This is a genomic window from Paludibacterium sp. (genome assembly GCF_019232825.1).
GTDB lineage: Bacteria > Pseudomonadota > Gammaproteobacteria > Burkholderiales > Chromobacteriaceae > Paludibacterium.
The window spans coordinates 56,814-76,533 of record NZ_JAFAND010000045.1; the positions used below are offsets into that span (position 1 = coordinate 56,814).

The following is a 19,720-nucleotide window of genomic DNA, read 5'->3' on the forward strand; positions in this document are numbered from 1 at the left end:
ATGCCCACCCGTCCCGTCCGGCTGTGCGCCGCGCTGCTCATTGCCACGCTGAACCTGTTGCCGCTTTATGCGCAGGCCGCCGACGCCTCCGCGCCGCCACCCGCCGCGTCGGCCGTGCATGCGCTGGCGCAAACCTATGGCGCCGGCCGGCTGAGCCAAGCAGAGCTGAACACGGCGGAGCAAAGCGCCGTGGCGGTGCTGGTGCGGCAAAATCTGCGCGCGCTCGATCCGGATGGACGTCTCGGCCCCGAGGGCATCAAAGCGCTGTCCACCCGGCTTGGCGCCGACATTCGCCCGGCGGTGCGCCAGGTATTCGCCGCGCTGCGTCCCGCCGACATGACCGCCGAGTTCGAAACCACGCTGAGCGGCACGCTGAGCCAACAAGACGCGGACAGCCTGTTGACCTATTGGCGCACGCCGGCCGGCCAACGCTACCTGCGCTTCAGCCACGCACTGGACGACTTGGCAGCCAACGGCTTGAGCCGCCTCATATCGACGCCGATTTCGTTCAGCCGCGATCAGATGCCCCCACCCGCGGTACAGCAACAACGCCGCGGTCTATTGGCCATGTCGACCGGACTGAATACGCGCGCGCCCCATGCCGCGATCGAAGGCGTCATCCTCGACTGGCTGGCTTTGCAAAACGGCCCGGCGCTCGACCGCCTCGGTCAGCAATACCAAGCGGATCTGCCGGCTTTCGTCCGTTTCCAGGCAAGCGCGCCGGCCCAGGCGCTGGCGCGCGCTCAAGCGCGGTGGGCAAGCCAACAAGGCCGGCGAATCGAACCGCTGATCCAGCAGGCCGACCAGGCGCTGGCGCCGCGGCGGACCGGGTGGCAAAGCCTGGCGCGGCACTGGCTATCCGATCCGAATATAGGCAAATAGTAATATATGCAAAAACCCAGTAGTGGCGCGTGTTGCAGCGTGCATACCTTGCCGCCGCGCCCGGCTAAAAACGTCCGAAAAGTGCGGTAAAAATACCACGCTTTTTCTTAAGCGTTTTCTGCTCAAATCACCATATAGCGTGCTTTGCGCGCTCTCGCAAAAAAAGCTGCTTTTTTATTGCGTATTTCGTCTTGCACCGAGCAGATTTGTGGTCTAGCATCGCGCCCCATGATGACTTTTGACTTTTACGCGAACACCGCCAACCCCGCCGCTTGCGGGGTAGTCGCCATGCGATTGGTGAACAGGTTAAGTACGCCGAAGCTCATCTGACCGGAACGACCGATTCCGCCAGATGAGCGTGGTGGAATTGTTGGTTCGGGTCTCTTTTATTTTCCCGCTCAGCCATTTCCCATTCTTTTCTCTCGGAATCAGCCGGCTCACGGCCTGTCGCCGAACGGTTCGTCGCGGTCATGCAATATTCGCCCGGTAACATGGCGTGCATGACCGAACTAAGCGAACAGATAATTCAAGGCTTACAGATCGCGTTTTCCGGTGTTGAATGAAGACAGGACTGTCGTCATTCACGCAGCCCCCATCCAGCTCATGGATGGTCCGTTGTTGTTGGGAGTTGGAATCCGCCGCGCGGGAGCGGGCGGTGGGTTCCGGTTGTGAAACGCCCTCGGGTCTCGCTGGTACCCGAGTCATTGATGGTTTGTCCCTTGGCAAGCCCAACCGGCGCGGATGAAGACAAAAGAGCTCACCGCGTCGAGAACAACTAGGAATTAACAATATGGAAAAAAACCGGGAAACGCCTGGACTGCGGCGTGAACTCCAGTCACGCCACCTCTCCATGATTGCCATCGGCGGCTCGATCGGCACGGGTCTGTTCCTTGCCTCTGGAGCAACGGTCGCCTCGGCCGGGCCAGGCGGGGCATTGTTGGCCTACGGCGTCGTGGGTCTGATGGTCTACTTCTTGATGACCAGTTTGGGCGAAATGGCCGCCTACATGCCGGTTTCCGGTTCTTTTCAAGTTTACGGGTCCAGCTTCGTGGATCCGGCTTTCGGCTTTGCGCTCGGCTGGAACTATTGGTACAGCTGGGCAGTGACGATCGCGGTCGAATTGGCCGCCGCCTCCATCATCATGCACTACTGGTTCCCAGTGACGCCGGGGTGGGTGTGGAGCGCGCTGTTCCTCGGCATCATCGTCGCGTTGAACTATTTCTCGGTCAAAGGTTTCGGTGAAGCGGAATATTGGTGTTCGCTGCTCAAGGTGATCACCATCATCATCTTCATCATCCTGGGCCTGTTGATGATCGTCGGCATCATGACCGGTCCGGTATTCCACGGCCTGCATGCCGGCTTGCAAATCTTCACGCTGAACGGCTCGTCGTTCGTCGGCGGCTTTCCCGCCTTCATCAGCGTGTCGATGATCGTCGGTTTCGCCTTCCAAGGCACCGAATTGATCGGCGTGGCCGCCGGCGAAGCGGACAATCCCAAGGCGACCATTCCGCGCGCCGTGCGTCAGATCTTCTGGCGGATTCTGATGTTCTACATGCTGTCCATCCTGGTGGTCGGCATGATCCTGCCGTACAACGACCCATCGCTGCTGAAGAACGGCATGGAAGACGTCGGCGCGAGCCCGTTCACCCTGGTGTTCCAGCGTGCCGGCCTGGCCTTCGCCGCCAGCCTGATCAACGCCGCCATTCTGTCGGCGGTGCTGTCCACCGGCAATTCGGGCATGTACGCCTCGACCCGCATGCTCTATACCATGGCACATAACGGCATGGCGCCGAAGGCGTTCGGCAAGCTGTCCAAGAGCGGCGTGCCGCGCAACGCGCTGTACGTGACCACGGTCATCGCCGGTCTGTGCTTCCTGACCTCGCTGTTCAACAACAACGACGTCTACCTGTGGCTGCTCAACTCGGCGGGCATGACCGGCTTCATCGCCTGGCTCGGCATCGCCGTTTGCCACTACCGCTTCCGCAAGGGGCTGGTGGCGCAAGGCATCGAACTGAAGGACCTGCCCTACCGCGCGCTGTGGTTCCCGTTGGGGCCGATCTTCGCCTTCACGCTGTGCATGCTGATCATGCTGGGTCAGGACTACACCGCGTTCACCGGCACCAAGATCGACTGGAACGGCATCATCGCCACCTATGTCGGCATTCCGCTGTTCGTGCTGTTCTGGCTGGGGTATAAGTTCAAGCACCGCACCCGCGTGGTGCCGCTGTCGGACATCGACTATCAAGGCGGCCGCTTGATGGCGGAAGTGCAGGAGTAAACGCAATACGAACTTGGGCGCCTAGGGCGCCCAAGTTGTTTGTGGGGAGGCCGAAACGGCCTATAAATAATGAGAACCCGGCCGATGCCGGGCTCGCTTTTTACGAGGTTCATCATGTCCAGCGATCAAGCGCTGATCAGCACGGCGGAACGCGACAAACTACTCAAGAATCTGGTTATTCCGCCCCGCCCCACCGTCCTCGACAGCCTGCTCAAATTACGCAACGACCCCAACGTCAACTGGCAGCAAATCAGCCAAGTCATCGAATCCGACGTCGCCTTGTCCGCCGCGCTGCTCAAAGCCGCCAACAGCCCGCTCATCGCCCGTACTCGCACCATCGGCTCGGTCAGCCAAGCCATCAACATTCTCGGCAGCAAGAACGTGGTCAGCCTGATCAGCGGGCTGGTGCTGAGAAGCCGGCTGACCGGCGACGCGCCACCGGCGATCGAGCAGTTTTGGGAACGCGCGATGCTGATCGCGCAGATCAGCAAGGCGCTGTGCAACCAAACGCTGCAAACGCCGGAAGATTGCCAAACCTACGCGCTATTCCATGCCTGCGGCATCGCCTTGATGCTGATGCGCTACAAGAAGTTCACGCGCACGCTACAGTTGATCGACCTGGCCACCGACGATCGCATCCCGAAAATCGAACAGGAGCTGCACGGCACCAGCCATGAAGTGGTCGGCTATCTGGTCGCGCGCACCTGGAACATGCCGGAGACGCTGTGCAGCGCGATCCTGCTGCAATTCGATCCGGCGGTCTACGACCTCGATAGCGAGATGCCGCTGGACGAAAGCACGCGCCGCGCGATGGCCATCACCCGCGCCGCCACCTACGTCTGGCGCACGCTCACGCCCGGCAATCAAGACGCCGGCTGGGAGCATATCAAAGACAATGTGCTTGGCATGATCGGTCTGGACGAGACCGAGTTTGAGGATTGGGCCGATCACATGCACCATCAGTTGACGGCATAGCCCACCAGGAGACCGTGCGTTGCTTCGCGAACGCACGCTACCCCAATCGTGTAGCGTACATTCGCCGCAGGCAATGCACGTTTCGTGTTTTATTGCCCGCTTTGCTGCAACAGCGCCATCGGGTCGAAGCCGAGGCGCAGCCCGCCCCAATGCTTGCCGCCGACGTAGACCGGCAGCGAAATCTCCGATAGCACCTCGCCGGTATCGCGGCAATAGGTATGCAGCAGGAACGGCCGGGTGTTGCGCGCCGACTTGAGCCCGGCCGGGTCGTTGAACAGCCGTTTGTCGCGGCTGTTGGCCAGATCCATCTCCACGTTGCCGGTCATCGGCTGCGAAGCCTTGCTCATGTGCGTCGGCGCGTAGCCGTTGGTGTCGACCATCACACAGAAACGGCTGGCGGGCACATTGTTGGCGCAGCCATCGTAGACGGTCTGCAGCGCGCGCTCCAACTGCTTGTCGTAGCTGGTGCCGTATTTTTGCGGATTGGTGCCGGCAATCGGCTGATAGCGCTGATCGAACACGTTGACGCCGTTGGCCTGGCTCTGCGTCAGCAAGGCCTGCAATTGATCGCGCGCGGCGCGGGTGTGATTGACCATCGTGTCGAACGGACCCTCGCCGACGATAAAGCGCGACACCAGCTCCTGTACCTGCTCGGTATCGCCGGCCAGTTCGTCGGCGGCGCGTTGGGTCAGGTCCAGCCGCTGTTTGACGTCCTGTCCCAACGTGTGGATTTCGCCGACGTGGCGGTTGATCTGGCGGTTGGAGTCGGCCAGCGTATCGAGCGTGCCCACCATTTCGTTCAGACTGCCGGCGGTGCGTTCGAAGTCGCCGATCATCACTTGGAAGTTCTGCGACGCGCGCGCCACCACCTGACTCGCTTCGGCGGTACCGGCACTGATTTCACCAGTCTCGACCTCGGTATTGCCCACCAGCGTCATCATGCCTTCGATATTGCCGGAGATTTCGTTGGTCGCGGTTTTGACCCGCTCGGCCAGCTTGCGCACTTCGTCGGCCACCACGGCGAAGCCGCGCCCGGCCTCGCCGGCGCGCGCCGCCTCGATGGCGGCATTGAGCGCCAGCAGGTTGGTTTGATCGGAAATGGCCTGGATCAGATCGACGATCGACTTGATGCTGTTGGAGCGCTGGCTCAAGTCCTCGACCGTGTTGTTGAAGTGCTTGACCTGCTCGCTGATCACGCCGATGCGCTCGGCCACCAGGTTGAGCTCGTCGTACGAGGCGCGCGCCAAGTTGAGATTGTTCTGCGTGGTGTCGGAAATGCCGTGGGCCTGCGTGGTCAGCTGCTCGACGCCGCGGGTCGATTCGTCGCTGGTCTCGTGCACCCGCGTCGCGCTCTGGTCCTGCTCGCTGGCCAGACCAAGCGATTCCGACACGTTCTTGCCGGTGCGTGCCGAGTCGAGCGCGATGCGCACCGACATCAGCCGCACATGGCTGATGATCTCGCGCATCTTGGTGACGAAGCGGTTATAAGACAGCGACAGTTCGCGGATTTCGTCGAAAGTGATGGTGGGAATGTTACGCGACAGGTCGCCTTCGCCGGCGCCGATTTCATTGAAGATGGAAATGATCATGCGGATCGGCCGCACGATCAGGAAACGCAAATACCAAATCTGAATAGCGGTAAAAACCAGACAAAACAACCAAAAGCCCCAGGTCCAGTACAACATCGCGTCGATTTGGCCCGCCAGCGTCTGCCGCGCGCCCTCGCCCACCGGCCCGGCGCGCAAAGCCGAACGCATGCCGTCGAGGTCCCAATACAGGTAGAGCGTCAACATCAGCTGAAACAAACTGATGAACAAAAAACTGGCCAGTTTCCTGCCCAGAGAGTTCCAAAAGGTTTTCTCGATCAGCTCATAAACCCGCCAGAACCAAGCCATGTGTTGTCTCCCGTGCGCTTCCACTGTTTTTCGCGGAATTTTTTATAGGCCCTGATTGTCACCTAAATTTCATAAAATGACCAGTGCATTAAAAAGTCACGATAACGCGCGCCACCCACATTTTTTAAAGCATTATTGCAAATAATGAGAAATAGTCGGTTTAAAGTAAGGTGTAGCGCGCAGACCCACGACGGTTACATCGGCCAATCAACCGCCATGCGTAACTCATCGTGCTAGCATCACTTATATGCAAAAAAGATAAAACATGATTGACATGATCGATACGCAAGCGTTCACCATGCTGCTGGCGCTCGGCACGCTGTGGGGCGCGCACTTCTCGCTGGTCAAGGCGGCGACATTTGATCAGCTGCCCGCGGCTTGGCTCGCCACCGGTCTGTGCCTCGCCAATGCCGTGCTACTGCAACTGATCGCGCGCATCCGCCAGAAAACGCCCGGCACGGGTGCTGCCCACTGGGCGTTTTTTTCCGCCTGCGCGCTGACCGGCTATGTGTTGCCCCTGCTGTGCGAGCTGTTCAGCGTCGGCACATTGGGCGCGGGCCAACTGTCGCTGCTGGTGGCCAGCACGCCATTGATCACCGTGTTGCTGGGCTGGCTCACCGGCCACACGCCGCCAGGCCGGCGGCGCCTGCTGGGCGTCGCGCTCGGCTTCGCCAGCCTGATGCTGTTGCTGTGGCCAGCGCTGCACGGCGCGGCGCCTCATACAATGGCCCCATGGCTCACTGCCGGGCTGGTGCCGCTGTGTTACGCCAGTTATCACTTGATCGTGGAACGCTTCTGGCCGGCACAGCACGATGCCTGGCAGGTAGCCGGCGGCGAAGCACTGGCCTGCCTGGTATGGCTGCTGCCGCTGTTGCTGTGGCAGCAGGCCAACGTGCCGGCGCACTGGCCGGACCTCGCGGCGCTGACACCGCTCGCCGCCCTCAGCTTGTGCTCGGTATTGGAAATTTGGCTCTATTTCGCCATCGTGCGCCGCGCCGGCGCGGTCTACGTCTCGCAGGCCGGCTTCCTGACCGTCATCACTGGCATCGCCTGGGGCATGCTGCTCTTTGGCGAACGCCACGATGGCCGCGTGTGGCTCGCGGCGGCGGGATTGGCGGTGGCGCTGGGGGTGAGTAGTATCGCCACGCCCAACAAAAGCGATACCCAGCAAAGCTAATGCGCTTTTTTGATAATCGATAGGACATAACCGCGCGGGGTTGAGTTGTATGCGTCGATGCGTAAAATCAGCTGGTTTGACATGATCCACACTGGTGGAGATGAATTGATGCGCTTTCACGTTGCGCTACACAAAGACCCCAATAGCCTCTACGGCGTGACGGTCCCCGATTTGCCGGGCTGCTTCAGCGCAGGAAAAACGATTGATGAGGCACTGGCTAGTGCCAAAGAGGCGATTCAAGGTCATATAGAGACCTTGCTTGAATGGGGAGACAGTGTCGATACCATACAACGCGCCATTGCAACGCATCTGAAGGACCCGCAGTACACTGGTGCGATTTGGGCGGAAGTAGAAATCTAACCCTTCCACCTTCTTAACAGGCCAATCTCCATCATGTGCGCCGGCATCGAATTCGAAGGCCAATTCTTCTACTTCAAAGACACCGTACAACTGCCGGTGCTGCGCCGTGACGGCAGCATGGCGTGGCTGCCGTGGGGCGTGCCGTTTGGCGTCAACGTACCAGGGTTATGGTCCGGCGCTTGCGCGCGGCGCGAGAGCCTGCTCGACGGCAAATGGCGCAGGCTCGATCCGGTGCCGGTCAAGATTCCCTGCGCGGCCTTCATGGAGCGCGAAGCGCGCAAACAAGCGGTATGGTTTCCGGTCGATGCGCGGCTGGCGATTCAGGGCGCGCTGGTGCGGCTTTCGCCGCAACAACGCGCCCTGCTGCCCGGCCAGCCGGAGGCGGTGGTCTACGTGGTGACCGAGCCGGCCGCGGGCGACGTGGCGTCGATCCACGACCGCATGCCGCGACTGATTCCGCTCGGCGATTGATTCGCCGCTTGGCGATACGGCGCCAGGTAGTCGCCCAGGCGCGTGTCTTTCAACATGCCGTTGACCTCGACCCAGGAGACGCCGCGCTGGCGCTTCAGGCTCTCGACGATGCGCACGATCGAGCGCGCCACTTCAGAAGCCTGCGCGCCTTGGGCGTGGCTCATCGCGTCGAATAACACGGCGTTGGCCTCGGCATAGCTGATGGGCCGCCCCCGGCCATGGCGCGCGATCCACGCGGGGCTCTGCAGCACATGATTGACGTGCAGCATGATCAGGGCGGTGGCGCGGCCGATCAGCTTCCAATTTCCCGGCACGACATCGGTCATGCTATTGCCGACCACGCGGCCCAGCTTGGCCATCACCGCGCTCGAGTGGACATTGATCAGCATTTTCAGTGCGATTTGCTGGTTGAGCCGCAGCGGGTCGCTTTCCGCAATATGGACGTGCACCGCTTGCGCGCCGGGAAAGGATGGCGCCGAATTGGGTGAAACCGACACGATCTGCAGATGGGCCTTCGATTGCGCGAACAGCTTTAGCCAACGCTCGAAGCGGTGCTCGGAGGGCGATTCGTCGGCAAGCAACACCAGCACGCCCAAATCACCCGGGTTGGGGCCAGCCCGCTCGACGTTGCGTTGAGAAAATGAAAAGTCATAGCGATATTGCTGATCGTCCCCCGCCTGCTTCAAGCTGGCCAGCGCCGTTTGCCGCTGTACCGGATCATCGATGCCTTGGCTGAAAGCGGCCTGGAAATACGCGCTGTCGAGCCCATGAAACGGTCGCTGCAACAAGGCGCGCCAGGCTTGCTGCGGCGTGTCGACCGGCGTCCAGACCTGGGCCCAGGATTTTCTGGCGCGGAGATCGACGCTGTCGAGCGGATCGAGGTGGAAGGTCGGCGTGCGTTCGGTGAGATCCGTGAATACCGGCAGCAGCGCCTGAGCGGCAAAGTAGCTGCTAAAGCGCCCTGCCGCGTAGGTTTGCGCCTCGCGTTCGCTCCATCGCGCGAGTTGCCGCGCCGCGCGCGCCACCGAGCGCCGAACCGCCACAAAGCGCAACAGCCGCTGCTTTAAATCGAGGGCGCCGCTGAAACCGAGCGAAGCCCGCTCTTCGCTGGCCAAACGTGCGGCAAGAAAGCGCTGCAAGGCATCCTCGAGCAGCACACCGACCACGTAGAGCTCGATGGTGGCGGCCTGCATGCGCGTCGAGCCCATGATGGCCTGGGGCCCGGTGGTCAGGTTGATCTTGTCGATGCGCGCATCGCGCAGCACTTGGCGGCTGCGGTCGAGCGGCAGCAATACGTGATTAGGATTGTTGTAGAGGAATAAACGGTCATGGACGCCCGAGAGGGACACACTGTCCGCCGCTGCGCGGATAGCGCCGATCACCGCTGGCGTTTCACCACCCTCGGTGATCGCCAAGGCCACGTCTCCCGACCGAATCGCGCGTTGCTGCCATTGCAGCCGGCCGATCAGCGGCAGATCCTCGAAGCTCGGCAGCGAGCTGACCAAGGCCCGGTCGCCGCCGGTGATGTCGCCGACGACGGCGCCATCGATATCGGGAAACTGGCTCAGAATCTTTTGGCCGCCGGCGGTGGCGCGGGCACGCTGCCAAAACGGCCGCCACAGCGCCGACTCCACCTGCAACGCCACCCGGCCGCTGGCGCCGGTGCCGTAGAGATAGATTTTTTTGCCGCTGGCCAAAGCGTTCTCCATAGCGCGCGAGGCGTTCTGCAGCGTTTGCATCTGGTCGGGGTTGCGCACGATACGCTGCAACGCGTGCGAAACGTCCAGATCGACCGACAGCAGCGCGTTCACACCCTGCAACGTATCCGCCGCGATTTGCGTGCTGAGATCGCGCGTGGCCGGGTGAGACTGCTCGGTCAGCAGCGTCTGCAACTGGTACTGCTTTTTATGGGTGACATAGTCGACCGATTCGGCCGAAGGGGTAATGCCCAATAAATCCAACACGCCCGCCGGGGTTGAAGCGTGCGCAAGGGGCATCGCGGCGCCGAACAGCAAGGCGCCGGCTAGCCGTGAAATCCGCGTCCAAAGGCTCATCATGCATCCTCTCAATCGGGTCAATCGCGTTGAAGCAATCGCACGATGAGACTGCAGGAGGACAGTGGAGTTGGCGAGGCGGCGCCTTATCCTACTTAACGGCCCAAAGAATCAGACGATCTTGCAGGGAATCTCGGCATCCTCGTCCAACAGGTACACCGCGCAGCAGCGGTGGTAGCCGTCGGCGATCACCAGCTTCTGGCCGCGCGCCAGCAGCACCGGCGACAAACGCTTGCCGGTTTGCATCTTCTGCAGATTCTTGGCCACGTGGCGGTTCTCTTCGCCCAAATGCGGCAGGCAGGACGCGCGCAAGATGTCCTTGGCTTTGAAAGCGGTCATCGGCGCCGCCTGCAGCTTGGCGACCAGCGCCTGGGCGTCTTGCTCCGCCATCAGCAACGACAAATACGATTCTGCCGCCGGGTAATCGTGATCCTCCGGCGCATCAAGCCAATAAGGGGATTTCTGCATCGTTAGCTTTCTAAAAAAACGGCCATATAAAAATGAGCGAATGCGTATGACGCCGCCCGTCATCGCTTGCCGGTGGCGGGCCCTTGGCCGAACAGCACGCTGCGCGATTGCTCGTTGACGGTCGGCGCGGTATTGATCTGCTCAGCCAGCGCATAGGCGCGCTGCACTGCCGGGCGCGCCCCTACTTGCTCGAACCAGCGCTTGAGATGCGGGAAATCGTCGAGGTTCTGCTGCTGGCGTTGATAAGGCACGATCCACGGGTAGCAGGCCATGTCGGCGATGGAATAATCGCCGGCAATGTATTCACGGTCGGCCAGCCGCGTATTGAGCACGCCGTAGAGCCGGCCGGTTTCGCGCACATAGCGGTCGATGGCGTAAGGCAGCTTCTCCGGCGCGTATTGGGAGAAGTGGTGGTTTTGCCCGGCCATCGGCCCCAGCCCGCCCATCTGCCAATACAGCCACTGCAGCGTTTCGGCGCGGCCGCGCAGGGTTGGCGGCAGGAAACGCCCGGTCTTGTCGGCCAGATATTCCAGGATCGCGCCCGACTCGAACAAGCTCAGCGGCCCGCCGCCATCGGCCGGCGCGGTATCGACAATGGCTGGGATGCGGTTGTTGGGCGCAATGGCCAAGAATTCGGGTTTGAATTGCTCGCCGGTACCGATGTTCACCGGACGGATCTGGTACGGCAGCCCGGTCTCTTCAAGAAAGATGGTGATTTTGTGGCCATTGGGCGTGGTCCAGTAATAAAGCTCGATCATGATGAGATTCCTTTAGGACAAGATAGGCGCTTCGTCACACATCACCCATTATGGCCCCAGATTGGTCACCCCCGCGTGGTAACCGCCGCCAAGCGCCTTGGCCAGCGCAATTTCATCGCTGATGCGCTGCCCTTCGATGCTCAGTAACGCCACTTGCTCGGCAATCAGCGGCTGGCGCGTTTCCATCGTCGTCAGACGGCTGGCCAGGCCACGTCGATAGTGCGCTTCGGCACTATCGTGCACGAACGACATCGCCGCCACCTGCTGCGTCTGCAGCTGCTCCTCCGCCTGGAGATCCTGCAAGCGGCTGCCGGCCTGCGCCACATCGCGCACGGCATTGAGCACCGCCTGGTTGTATTGGGCGATCAGCGCATTGCTGGCGCTGCGGGCCGCGCCCAAATTGGCGTTGAGACGCCCGCCGTCGAAGATCGGCAGACTGAGGCCGGGGATCAGATTGATCTGTTGACTCGCGTGGTCGAACAAGTCGGTGAGGTGCAAGGCATCGTAACCAAAGAACGCCTTGATATCGAAGCTGGGGTAGAACGCGGCCTTGGCGGCATCGACCTGGTCGAGCGAGGCCTGCACATACCAGCGCAACGCCTGCAAATCGGGGCGGCGCGCCAGCAGCTCGTAGGACAGCGCCGCCGGCAAAGACGCCTGCGCGGACGGCAGCGGCATCGGCTGGATATCGGCCAGATCGTCCGGGCCGGCGCCGATCAGTGCCCGCAACGATTCGCGCAGCTGCTTGACCAGACCTTGCGCCACGACGATTTGCCGCGCCACCGCCCATTGCCGCGCTTGCGCCAGCTTGACCTCGTTTTGCGACGCCAGGCCAGTAGCCGCGCGGGCCTCGTGTGCCGCCAGCGCGAAGTCCGTCACTTGGCGCAATTGCGTCAACAGACCCAGCAATTGATAGGTCGTCTGGATGCCGTAATACAACTGCGCCACATCGGCGGACAACTCCAACTCGACCGCCGACGACTCGGCCAGCCGGGCATTGCGCACCCCCAGCGACGCGGCGATCAGATCTCGCTGCTTTCCCCACAGATCGAGGTCGAGACTGGCGCCGAGACCGACAGTGCCTTCGGTATACCATGGCCCGTCAATCCCCAGCGCCGGCTCGCTCAACGCGAACGGCCCAAGAAAACCATGCGCCGACACGTGCTCGCGATTAAGCAATGCCAGCGCGGCCGCCTGCAGCCCCGTGCCGGACCGGACCAGCCCGACATCCGCCTTCGCCTGCGCCACCCGTGCGCGGGCGATGGCCATAGTGGGCGCTTCAGCCAGCGCGCGCGCGATCAATGCATCCAGTTGCGGGTCGCCATAGCGTGCCCACCAGCGCGCGTCGGGCCAACCTTCCCGCGCCAGATGAATGTCGTCGGCCAGACGGATTTGCGCCGGCGGCAACAACGCCGACGGCGGACTATCGGCATGGATCAACGCGCAACCGCTCAGCAGGAGCAGTAGCCCGGAGAGGAACGGCAAACGTAACGGCTTCGGTTTAGTCATGATCGGCAGATTCGTACAAGGGCTGCGGCGTGTGCCAGTCCGGCAGGCCCGACAGATGAGTGATCAGATCGCGCATGCCGGCCAACAGCGAAGCATCGGCGCCCGTCTCCACCGGCGCTGTCATGCCCAGGTCCCGCGGCGTGCGCGCAAGGGGCGGATTGTGCGCCAGTTGGTCGGCATAGCGCCCCAAGCCGGCCGCGGCGTCCGCCAGGATGGCGCGCGCCGCATCGCTCTGCTGCGCGTTGTGTAACGCATTGCCCGCCAACATGATCTCACGCCCCTGGTCGAGCACCGTCTGCGCACGCAATGCCCACTGCGTTTGCTCGCCCTCCTGCCAGCCCGGTTCGAGCATGACGCGCGCCAACGTGGCTTCGCACTCGGCCAGCGTCGCCCAAGCCTGCAGTTGCTGCTGCGCATACGGCAGCGGCTCGGGCGCCCCGCCCGCCGGCGGCGGGCGCAACAATGCACTGACCGCGCGCAGCGCCGCCACCAGTTTTTGCCGCAGCGCCTCGCTCTCGCCTTCGCGCCAAAACGCCATTTGCACGAAGGTGGCGATGGCGACCCCCAACAGAATACCCACCATACGGTCACGGATCTCGGTCAGGTCGCTGGTCGGGCCGAATTGATCGAGCAACGCCAAAGAGAAAGTAAACAGCAGTTGGGTGCCGGCATAGCCGATCCGCTCCGAACCGGCGGCAATCCAGCCCCCAAGGGCAACGACCGGCAAGGTCATCGCCAACAGGCCGACAATGCTCTCCAGATGGGGAATCACGAACACCACCATGAACAGCGCCAAGCCACTGCCGGCCAAGGCGCCGCCGACACGCAGCAAGGCGCGCTGGGTCGACGCGCCGAGACTCGGCAAAGCGACGATCACGCAGGTCAGCATGATGGTGTGGATCCCCTGCCAATCGACTGACGTGTAGAACACGTAACAGAGCAGCACCGCCAGCAGGGTTTTGAGCGAGAAGCGCGCGTACGCCGGGTTGGTGAAAGCATCCGGCGCGACCAGGGACTCGCTGCCCGCCTTGCCGGCCTGGCCGTCCTGCCGCGCATCCAGATCACCGTAGGCCTTCAGCGCCCGCCCGAGTTCAACCAACACCGGCTCTGCCATCAAAGCCTGGTATTGCACCGGGTCCAGACTGGGCGTCATACGATACGGCCGGTCTGCGGCGATGGCGTCATCCAACGCGCGGCAATGAGCGCGCAATGTACGCAGGATGTCTTGCTGCACCGGTGTCGGCTGCGGCAGCGCGGCGGGCAATGCCCCGGCCGCCCGAAACAGCCGCGACACGGTGGCGATACAGGCCAGCCGCCTCGCCGGCTCGGCGCGATAGCGGGCATCGCGCATCGCGGCGAACTTGAGCAGCTTTTGCAGCGCGAGCGCGCCTTGCTGCACCGCCTGGTGCGACACCGGCGCGGACGCCGGGCGTCCCTCGATCACCCCGGTCAAGGCATCGTCGACAGCGGCCAGTTGCCGGTGGATCTCCGCCCGCAGCTGCTGCTGCGGCTCCAGCGGCAACAGCAAGGTGTTGATCAGCAGCGTCAGCGCAATCGGATAATTGACGGCCACCCACACCCACAACACCGCGCGCACCAGGACCTCCGCCTGATCGGTGCGATCGACGAAGGTTTGCACGTAGATGATGACGATGGCGACGATAAAGAATACCGTGCCGAGCTTCAGTACCCGCATCAGGTAGACGCTGGCGAAGAACAGTACGCTGGCGATAACGATGCGCAGCAGCGGGTAATCGAAAGTGAATTTCAGCAGCACGATCGAGCTGCCGATGGCCAGTGTCGAACCGACGATGAACAGCATGCCGACCAGCCGTGTCATCACCACGTTCGCCTGGGTCACGTAAAACACCACCAGCAAGGACAACGCCAACGACGGCACCTGCAGCGTCATCGAGATGACGATGACGATGGCGCTGGTCAACACGCAGCGCAGCATGACGTTGCCGCGGCCGGGAAACGGCGCCAGCTGCGCCCGCAAGAACAGGGCGGCATCGCACACACTATCCGGCAAATAATCGCGCGCGTTCATACGGCCGCCTCAGGCGTCCCGCGGGTGCAGCAAGGCCACCGCCGACGCGCCGATGCGGAACAGCCCCGGATCGGGTTCCTCGACGCGGATCTTGACCGGGAAACGCTGCGACACGTGCACCCAATTGATGGTGCGCTGCACGTGCGGCAGTCCGCCGGGCAACGCCAGGCCGCCCTCCTCCGGCAGCACGCCGTAACTGATCGAATCGACGGTGCCATGGAAACGCCGGCTCGGATCGCTCATCAAGTAGACCGTAGCCGGCGTTCCGGGGCGCATCTGCTTCAATTCGGTTTCGCGGAAGTTCGCCACCACGTACCAATGACGCGTATCGATCAAGGTAAACACCGGCTTGAGCGCCGAGGCGAATTGGCCGGTAGTGGTCTTGAGCGACACGACGCGACCGTCGAACGGCGCGCGCACGGTGGCATATTCGAGATTCAGCTCGGCCAAGGCGATTTCCGCCTCGACCACCGCGCGCTGCGCGACCAGCGCATCCACGCCGCTGACCGCTGCGGCGGCCTGCTGCGCCTGCGATTGCGCGGCGCTGAGTTCGGCCTGGGTAGCCCGCTGCGCCGTGCGGGCATGGTCGACGTCCTCGGCCGACACGTAGCCATCCGCCAGCAGCGGCTGCATGCGCCGCAGCGTATCCTCCGCCTGTCCGGCCGCCGCCTTGGCGCGCTCGACCGCGGCACCCGCCGATTGGGCGTTGAACTGCTGCGCGTTGACCGTGCGCTGGGTCAGCATGATCTGCTTGTCGAGCGCCGCCAACGTCGCCTTGCCGCGCGCCAGCGCATCCCGGTACGGCCGCGGATCGATGCGGAACAGCAAGTCGCCCTGCTTCACCGGCTGGTTGTCGTGCACGGCGAGCTCGACGATACGGCCGTTGACCTCCGGCACCACGTCGATCGTATCCGCGTACGCGTAGGCGTCATCGGTGCGCGGCGCGCTATCCCACACATCGATCACGTAGAGCAGCACCGCCAGCGTGAGCAACAGCAAGACCGCCGCCGGCCATTTTTTCTTCGAGGGCTTACCGTCAATCGCCGCCATGCTTTCTCCCCCGCGGAGATTCAATGTTGAAAAATAGCCAGCCAGAAGACGAGAGAGAACAAGGTGACCAGCGATGGATAAACCACCACCGGCGGCCCAAGCAGCGTGCCACGCTGACGGTGTTGCAGGATACGGTAGACGACGATCGCCAGCAGCACGCCGGCGACGATGCAGAACAACCAATCGGGGAAGTAGGCCCCGAGCACATTGATGGATGGCGCATTGGCGCACCCCGACATCAATAGGGCCAATACCGCGGCAACCCCGATGGCCTTCATATGCATTCCTTATGAGGGAACGTATTTATGGTTAGGAAACAGGCGTGCCGAGAGGATCAGCCCCTCACAACAGGCGCATGTCATATCAATTTAGGTCAACAATAAACATCGGGCGAGAAAATATGCCGCTGTCCAGGCAGCGATGTTTTTGTACAATGCTGCGATCACTCCACGACCGCACAACCATGACGACCGATACCGCTAGCCCGCTCTACGCCAAACTGCTCGGCGAAACCGCCCAAATCGAATGGCCGGCGCTTGAACGCTTTTTCGCCCAGGGCAAGCTACTGTGGGTGGCTCCATCGCTCGATCTCGTCGGCGTCGCCGAGGCCATCGCCAACGACGACAAGCCGCACGTGACGGCCTGGCTATCCTCCGGCGCCGTCGCGCTGCTGCCGGCCGACACCGCCGCCGATCTAGCGGTACGCCAACCGGCGCTGTGGGCCGTGGTGGTATCGCCCTGGGTGTGCGTGCAGGAACGCGCTTGAGCGCCGACTCGGCGCTGCCGGCACAGGGCGGCTGGCATCGGCGCGTGCTGATGCTGGCGTTTCCCGTCGTGCTCGCCAACCTTACCCAACCGATTCTCGGCGCCGTCGACACCGCCGTCGCCGGCCACCTGGGCAGCACCGCCGATTTGGGCGGCGTGGCGCTCGGCGGCCTGTTTTTCAATTTCGTGTTCTGGGGCTTCGGCTTCCTGCGCATGGGCACCACCGGGCTCGTCGCGCAGGCGTTCGGCGCCCGCGACCACGACGCCCTGCGCGCCAATGTCGTGCGCGCGCTGCTGTTGGCTTTCGTCATCGGCATCCTGGTCCTTGCCGTGCGGACGCCGTTGATCGGCCATGCGCTCGCCCTCATCGGCGGCAGCGACGCGGTACAGGGCAACGCGCGCCTTTATAGCCACGCGCGCATCGTCTCGGCGCCGTTCGCGCTGGCGAACTACGTCGTGCTCGGCACGCTGCTCGGCCTGCAACGCATGCGCATCGCGCTGGCCGCCCAGCTGCTGATCAACGCCGTCAACCTGTTGGCCGTGTTCGCCTATGTTTACGGTTTCGGCTGGGGCATCGCCGGCATCGGCGCGGCCACCGCGACCGCCGACGTGGCCGGTTTCGTCTTCGGGGCGGCGGTGTTGTGGCGTCTGCGCCCGCGCGGACTCGCGCCGCTCGCCTGGCCGGCGCTCGCCGAACCGGCGGCGCTCAAGCGGCTCATCGCCATCAACCGCGATATCTTTCTGCGCACGATGTGCCTGCTAGGCGTGTTCGGCTGGTTCGCCCACGTCGGCGCGCGCCAAGGCGATGCCATCCTGGCCGCCAACGCACTGCTGCTTAATTTCCAAACCTTCATGGCCTACGGCCTCGATGGCTTCGCCCACGCCGCCGAGGCGCTGGTCGGCGCGGCCATCGGCAGCCGCGACCGCGACGCGTTCCGCCAATCGGTGAAAGTGAATTTGATCTGGTCGGCGCTGGGCGCGCTCGGCTTTGCCTTGGTCTACGGCAGCGCCGGTACTTGGATCATCGACCGGCTCACCGACCAAGTTACGGTGCGCACGGCCGCACAGACCTACCTGCCCTGGGTGGCGGCGCTGCCGCTGGTTTCAGTGTGGGGATTCCTGCTCGACGGGGTGTTCATCGGCGCGACGCGCACGCGCGACCTGATGCGGACGATGGCGGTCTCGCTGGCGGTGTTTCTCGCCGCCTCGTGGGCGCTGGTCGGCCCGTTCGGCAACCACGGCCTGTGGCTGGCGCTACTGATCTTCATGGCCACGCGCGGCGTGGCGCTGGGGCTGCTGCTGCCGCACATTACGGCGGAGATTCGGCCGATCAGCGTGTAAGGCAATGCACGTTCTCAGTGCGTTGCTGCGCGAACGCATGCTACGGCGGGGTGCAAGCTGCGTTAAACGCGGCGCGTACGGATGCGCTGACGGCTGGCGCTATTTTCGTAACGAAGCATGTCGTCCAAGCTGTTCAGCTTCGGCTTGAATAACATCTCAAAATCTTGCTGACGCCCAAGGACCATCGCCACGCGGACCAGGCTGTCAAAGGCTACATTGCGGCCAGACTCCAAGTTGGACACAGTGTTGACGCCAATGCCGGCACGCGCAGCCACCTCGGCTTGCGTCATCTGTTGCGCTAGCCGCTCTTTGCGCAAACGCTCGCAGAGCAGTTTGACGATTTCACTCGGCTTGCTGAGGCTTAAATCCATACTGTGTCTAGGCCCACGCGTAGCGTGCGTTCGCGCAGCAACGCACGGCACTGCCAACTACAAATAACGCCACAATTAATGTGGCTTATCCAAGAAAACCGGACTTAACAACCAATAAATTGCATTTATTTTGCTTGATCGCCGGCCCGGGGCCCCAACGGGCCCCGCCTCCGGTTAGTGCTTAATCAGCGGTGAGAACCAGGCAGCCAGCCACCTCCCGCGCCCGTGCCGCCACCGGCAGATACAGCCATGAGGTGTTGGCGTCGATCGGCGCAGCGCGCCACGCCAAACGGCTATCGACCACCAAGCGGCAAACGTCCGGATTGCGACGCTGCTCGCGTGGGTTGCACAACACCGAGATCAAGGAAAGTAACTGCTCTTGGCGGAAACGCTGGGTTGGAGAAACGACGTGAACTGCCTTACCATCTTGAGTAGCCATACTCATTCGCTCCTAGCTTAAGAGTGGGTGTGGTCAGCGGGTCCGGGGTGCTCGCAACGCCCCGGGCTCGCGCCTCAATAAAACACGGTGAATGCCGCGCCAACCACCTTATCCAGCAAGCACAGATTCGACAAGATAGCGTGACTGTCAGGAAAATCTGAAAATCGCACCCCTAGCAAAATCGTGATGCTGTTTGCACATGCCTGCGTCGCGATAACGGCAACATGGATACCTCACTCCCGCCCACCAACCTCGCGGGAACCGACCACCTCCCGGCAAAGCCAAGATGAATGCGCGTTCCCGTCATAGCCGCACGCTCCCGCCATTTTGGTGAACATCAAGCCCAATTTTTATGAGAGAGAAGATTAGGGAGGGATACGGCGGTCAACGCACCCGCACTTTTATTTTGCTTTACTGCTCCGCCCAACAGACGGGAGCGAGGGACATCCACGAGAACACTTTATCCAGCGTGCTTTTCACTGCCATCCAGCAGTTCCCGGCGGGGTGGCGGGCGGGAATAGGTATATCCCTGTCGAGGAGGGAATTGCAGAGACCCACTCGAGATTGGCCAAGAAAACATGACGCCCACAAATCAAATTATCGCCACATTACGACGACGATATCGATAAATAGCTCAACTTACAACGAAGATAATTCGCTCCTGCACTGATTTATGCATCACACGATGCATACGTACACTAGCACATAGCCACATCGCACAAACCGTATTGCATATGACATTAATCAAAAAACTTTTTTTACATATAATATTGTCATTGCATATACAGCAAAGCATTGATACCCTAATTGGGCTTTAACTGACAATCAAAGGGTTTAAAATGAAGAAAATCATTGCAGCTTCGCTTCTTGGCCTGGC

Annotated in this window: 18 protein-coding genes; 8 read left to right on the top strand and 10 right to left on the bottom strand. The window is 62.1% G+C overall.

Annotated features, from left to right (window positions below):
* The 3 genes from JOZ06_RS05605 (at position 1) to JOZ06_RS05615 (ending at position 4,135) form a co-directional block, all read left to right on the top strand.
* Positions 1 to 882 (top strand): hypothetical protein, encoded by an 882-nt coding sequence (locus tag JOZ06_RS05605; RefSeq protein ID WP_293229770.1) that lies wholly within the window; start codon positions 1 to 3, stop codon positions 880 to 882.
* A gap of 790 nt (positions 883 to 1,672) precedes the next feature.
* Positions 1,673 to 3,160 (top strand): amino acid permease, encoded by a 1,488-nt coding sequence (locus JOZ06_RS05610; protein WP_293229773.1) that lies wholly within the window; start codon positions 1,673 to 1,675, stop codon positions 3,158 to 3,160.
* Positions 3,161 to 3,274: 114 nt separating this feature from the next.
* Positions 3,275 to 4,135, top strand: coding sequence for an HDOD domain-containing protein (locus JOZ06_RS05615; protein ID WP_293229775.1), 861 nt, complete (start codon positions 3,275 to 3,277; stop codon positions 4,133 to 4,135).
* Between the two features lie 89 nt (positions 4,136 to 4,224).
* Here JOZ06_RS05615 and JOZ06_RS05620 read toward each other — a convergent pair whose 3' ends face one another.
* On the bottom strand, positions 4,225 to 6,030 hold the full coding sequence (locus JOZ06_RS05620; RefSeq protein WP_293229778.1) for a methyl-accepting chemotaxis protein: 1,806 nt from the start codon (positions 6,028 to 6,030) through the stop codon (positions 4,225 to 4,227).
* 265 nt (positions 6,031 to 6,295) lie between these two features.
* Here JOZ06_RS05620 and JOZ06_RS05625 point away from each other — a divergent pair, with 265 nt between their 5' ends.
* The 3 genes from JOZ06_RS05625 to JOZ06_RS05635 are packed head-to-tail and all read left to right on the top strand — an operon-like array spanning position 6,296 to position 8,038.
* Positions 6,296 to 7,207: a DMT family transporter gene (locus JOZ06_RS05625; protein ID WP_293229781.1), complete on the top strand. Its 912-nt coding sequence runs from the start codon at positions 6,296 to 6,298 to the stop codon at positions 7,205 to 7,207.
* Positions 7,208 to 7,264: 57 nt separating this feature from the next.
* Positions 7,265 to 7,567 carry a type II toxin-antitoxin system HicB family antitoxin gene (locus JOZ06_RS05630; protein WP_293229784.1) on the top strand — a complete coding sequence of 101 codons (303 nt, stop codon included), beginning with the start codon at positions 7,265 to 7,267 and terminating at the stop codon, positions 7,565 to 7,567.
* Positions 7,568 to 7,600: 33 nt separating this feature from the next.
* Positions 7,601 to 8,038, top strand: a complete 438-nt coding sequence (locus tag JOZ06_RS05635) for a hypothetical protein (protein WP_293229786.1) — start codon at positions 7,601 to 7,603, stop codon at positions 8,036 to 8,038.
* Here JOZ06_RS05635 and JOZ06_RS05640 read toward each other — a convergent pair.
* From JOZ06_RS05640 to JOZ06_RS05670, 7 genes are all read right to left on the bottom strand, one after another.
* Positions 7,957 to 10,095, bottom strand: coding sequence for a hypothetical protein (locus JOZ06_RS05640; RefSeq protein WP_293229789.1), 2,139 nt, complete (start codon positions 10,093 to 10,095; stop codon positions 7,957 to 7,959). The two genes, JOZ06_RS05635 and JOZ06_RS05640, sit on opposite strands and share 82 nt — an antisense overlap.
* A gap of 108 nt (positions 10,096 to 10,203) precedes the next feature.
* Positions 10,204 to 10,560 (bottom strand): hypothetical protein, encoded by a 357-nt coding sequence (locus JOZ06_RS05645; RefSeq protein WP_293229792.1) that lies wholly within the window; start codon positions 10,558 to 10,560, stop codon positions 10,204 to 10,206.
* Between the two features lie 59 nt (positions 10,561 to 10,619).
* Complete coding sequence (locus tag JOZ06_RS05650) at positions 10,620 to 11,318, bottom strand: glutathione S-transferase N-terminal domain-containing protein (RefSeq protein WP_293229795.1); 699 nt, start codon at positions 11,316 to 11,318, stop codon at positions 10,620 to 10,622.
* A gap of 48 nt (positions 11,319 to 11,366) precedes the next feature.
* Complete coding sequence (locus JOZ06_RS05655) at positions 11,367 to 12,827, bottom strand: MdtP family multidrug efflux transporter outer membrane subunit (RefSeq protein WP_293229797.1); 1,461 nt, start codon at positions 12,825 to 12,827, stop codon at positions 11,367 to 11,369.
* Positions 12,820 to 14,877, bottom strand: coding sequence for an FUSC family protein (locus JOZ06_RS05660; RefSeq protein ID WP_293229800.1), 2,058 nt, complete (start codon positions 14,875 to 14,877; stop codon positions 12,820 to 12,822). Before JOZ06_RS05660 ends, JOZ06_RS05655 begins: the two co-directional genes overlap by 8 nt.
* 9 nt (positions 14,878 to 14,886) lie before the next feature.
* Complete coding sequence (gene mdtN / locus JOZ06_RS05665; RefSeq protein WP_293229802.1) at positions 14,887 to 15,927, bottom strand: multidrug transporter subunit MdtN; 1,041 nt, start codon at positions 15,925 to 15,927, stop codon at positions 14,887 to 14,889.
* A gap of 20 nt (positions 15,928 to 15,947) precedes the next feature.
* Positions 15,948 to 16,205, bottom strand: coding sequence for a YtcA family lipoprotein (locus JOZ06_RS05670; protein ID WP_293229805.1), 258 nt, complete (start codon positions 16,203 to 16,205; stop codon positions 15,948 to 15,950).
* Between the two features lie 185 nt (positions 16,206 to 16,390).
* Between JOZ06_RS05670 and JOZ06_RS05675 the strand changes: the two genes are divergently transcribed.
* Together JOZ06_RS05675 and JOZ06_RS05680 are read left to right on the top strand one after the other, a co-directional pair.
* Positions 16,391 to 16,693, top strand: a complete 303-nt coding sequence (locus JOZ06_RS05675) for a DUF2288 domain-containing protein (RefSeq protein WP_293229808.1) — start codon at positions 16,391 to 16,393, stop codon at positions 16,691 to 16,693.
* Positions 16,690 to 18,033: an MATE family efflux transporter gene (locus tag JOZ06_RS05680; RefSeq protein WP_293229811.1), complete on the top strand. Its 1,344-nt coding sequence runs from the start codon at positions 16,690 to 16,692 to the stop codon at positions 18,031 to 18,033. The genes JOZ06_RS05675 and JOZ06_RS05680 overlap by 4 nt, the downstream gene beginning before the upstream one ends.
* Positions 18,034 to 18,095: 62 nt before the next feature.
* Here the strand turns inward: JOZ06_RS05680 and JOZ06_RS05685 are convergent, their stop codons facing one another.
* Together JOZ06_RS05685 and JOZ06_RS05690 are read right to left on the bottom strand one after the other, a co-directional pair.
* Positions 18,096 to 18,404 carry a helix-turn-helix transcriptional regulator gene (locus JOZ06_RS05685; protein ID WP_293229814.1) on the bottom strand — a complete coding sequence of 103 codons (309 nt, stop codon included), beginning with the start codon at positions 18,402 to 18,404 and terminating at the stop codon, positions 18,096 to 18,098.
* 181 nt (positions 18,405 to 18,585) lie between these two features.
* Positions 18,586 to 18,843: a hypothetical protein gene (locus JOZ06_RS05690; RefSeq protein ID WP_293229817.1), complete on the bottom strand. Its 258-nt coding sequence runs from the start codon at positions 18,841 to 18,843 to the stop codon at positions 18,586 to 18,588.
* Between the last annotated feature and the right edge of the window lie 877 nt (positions 18,844 to 19,720).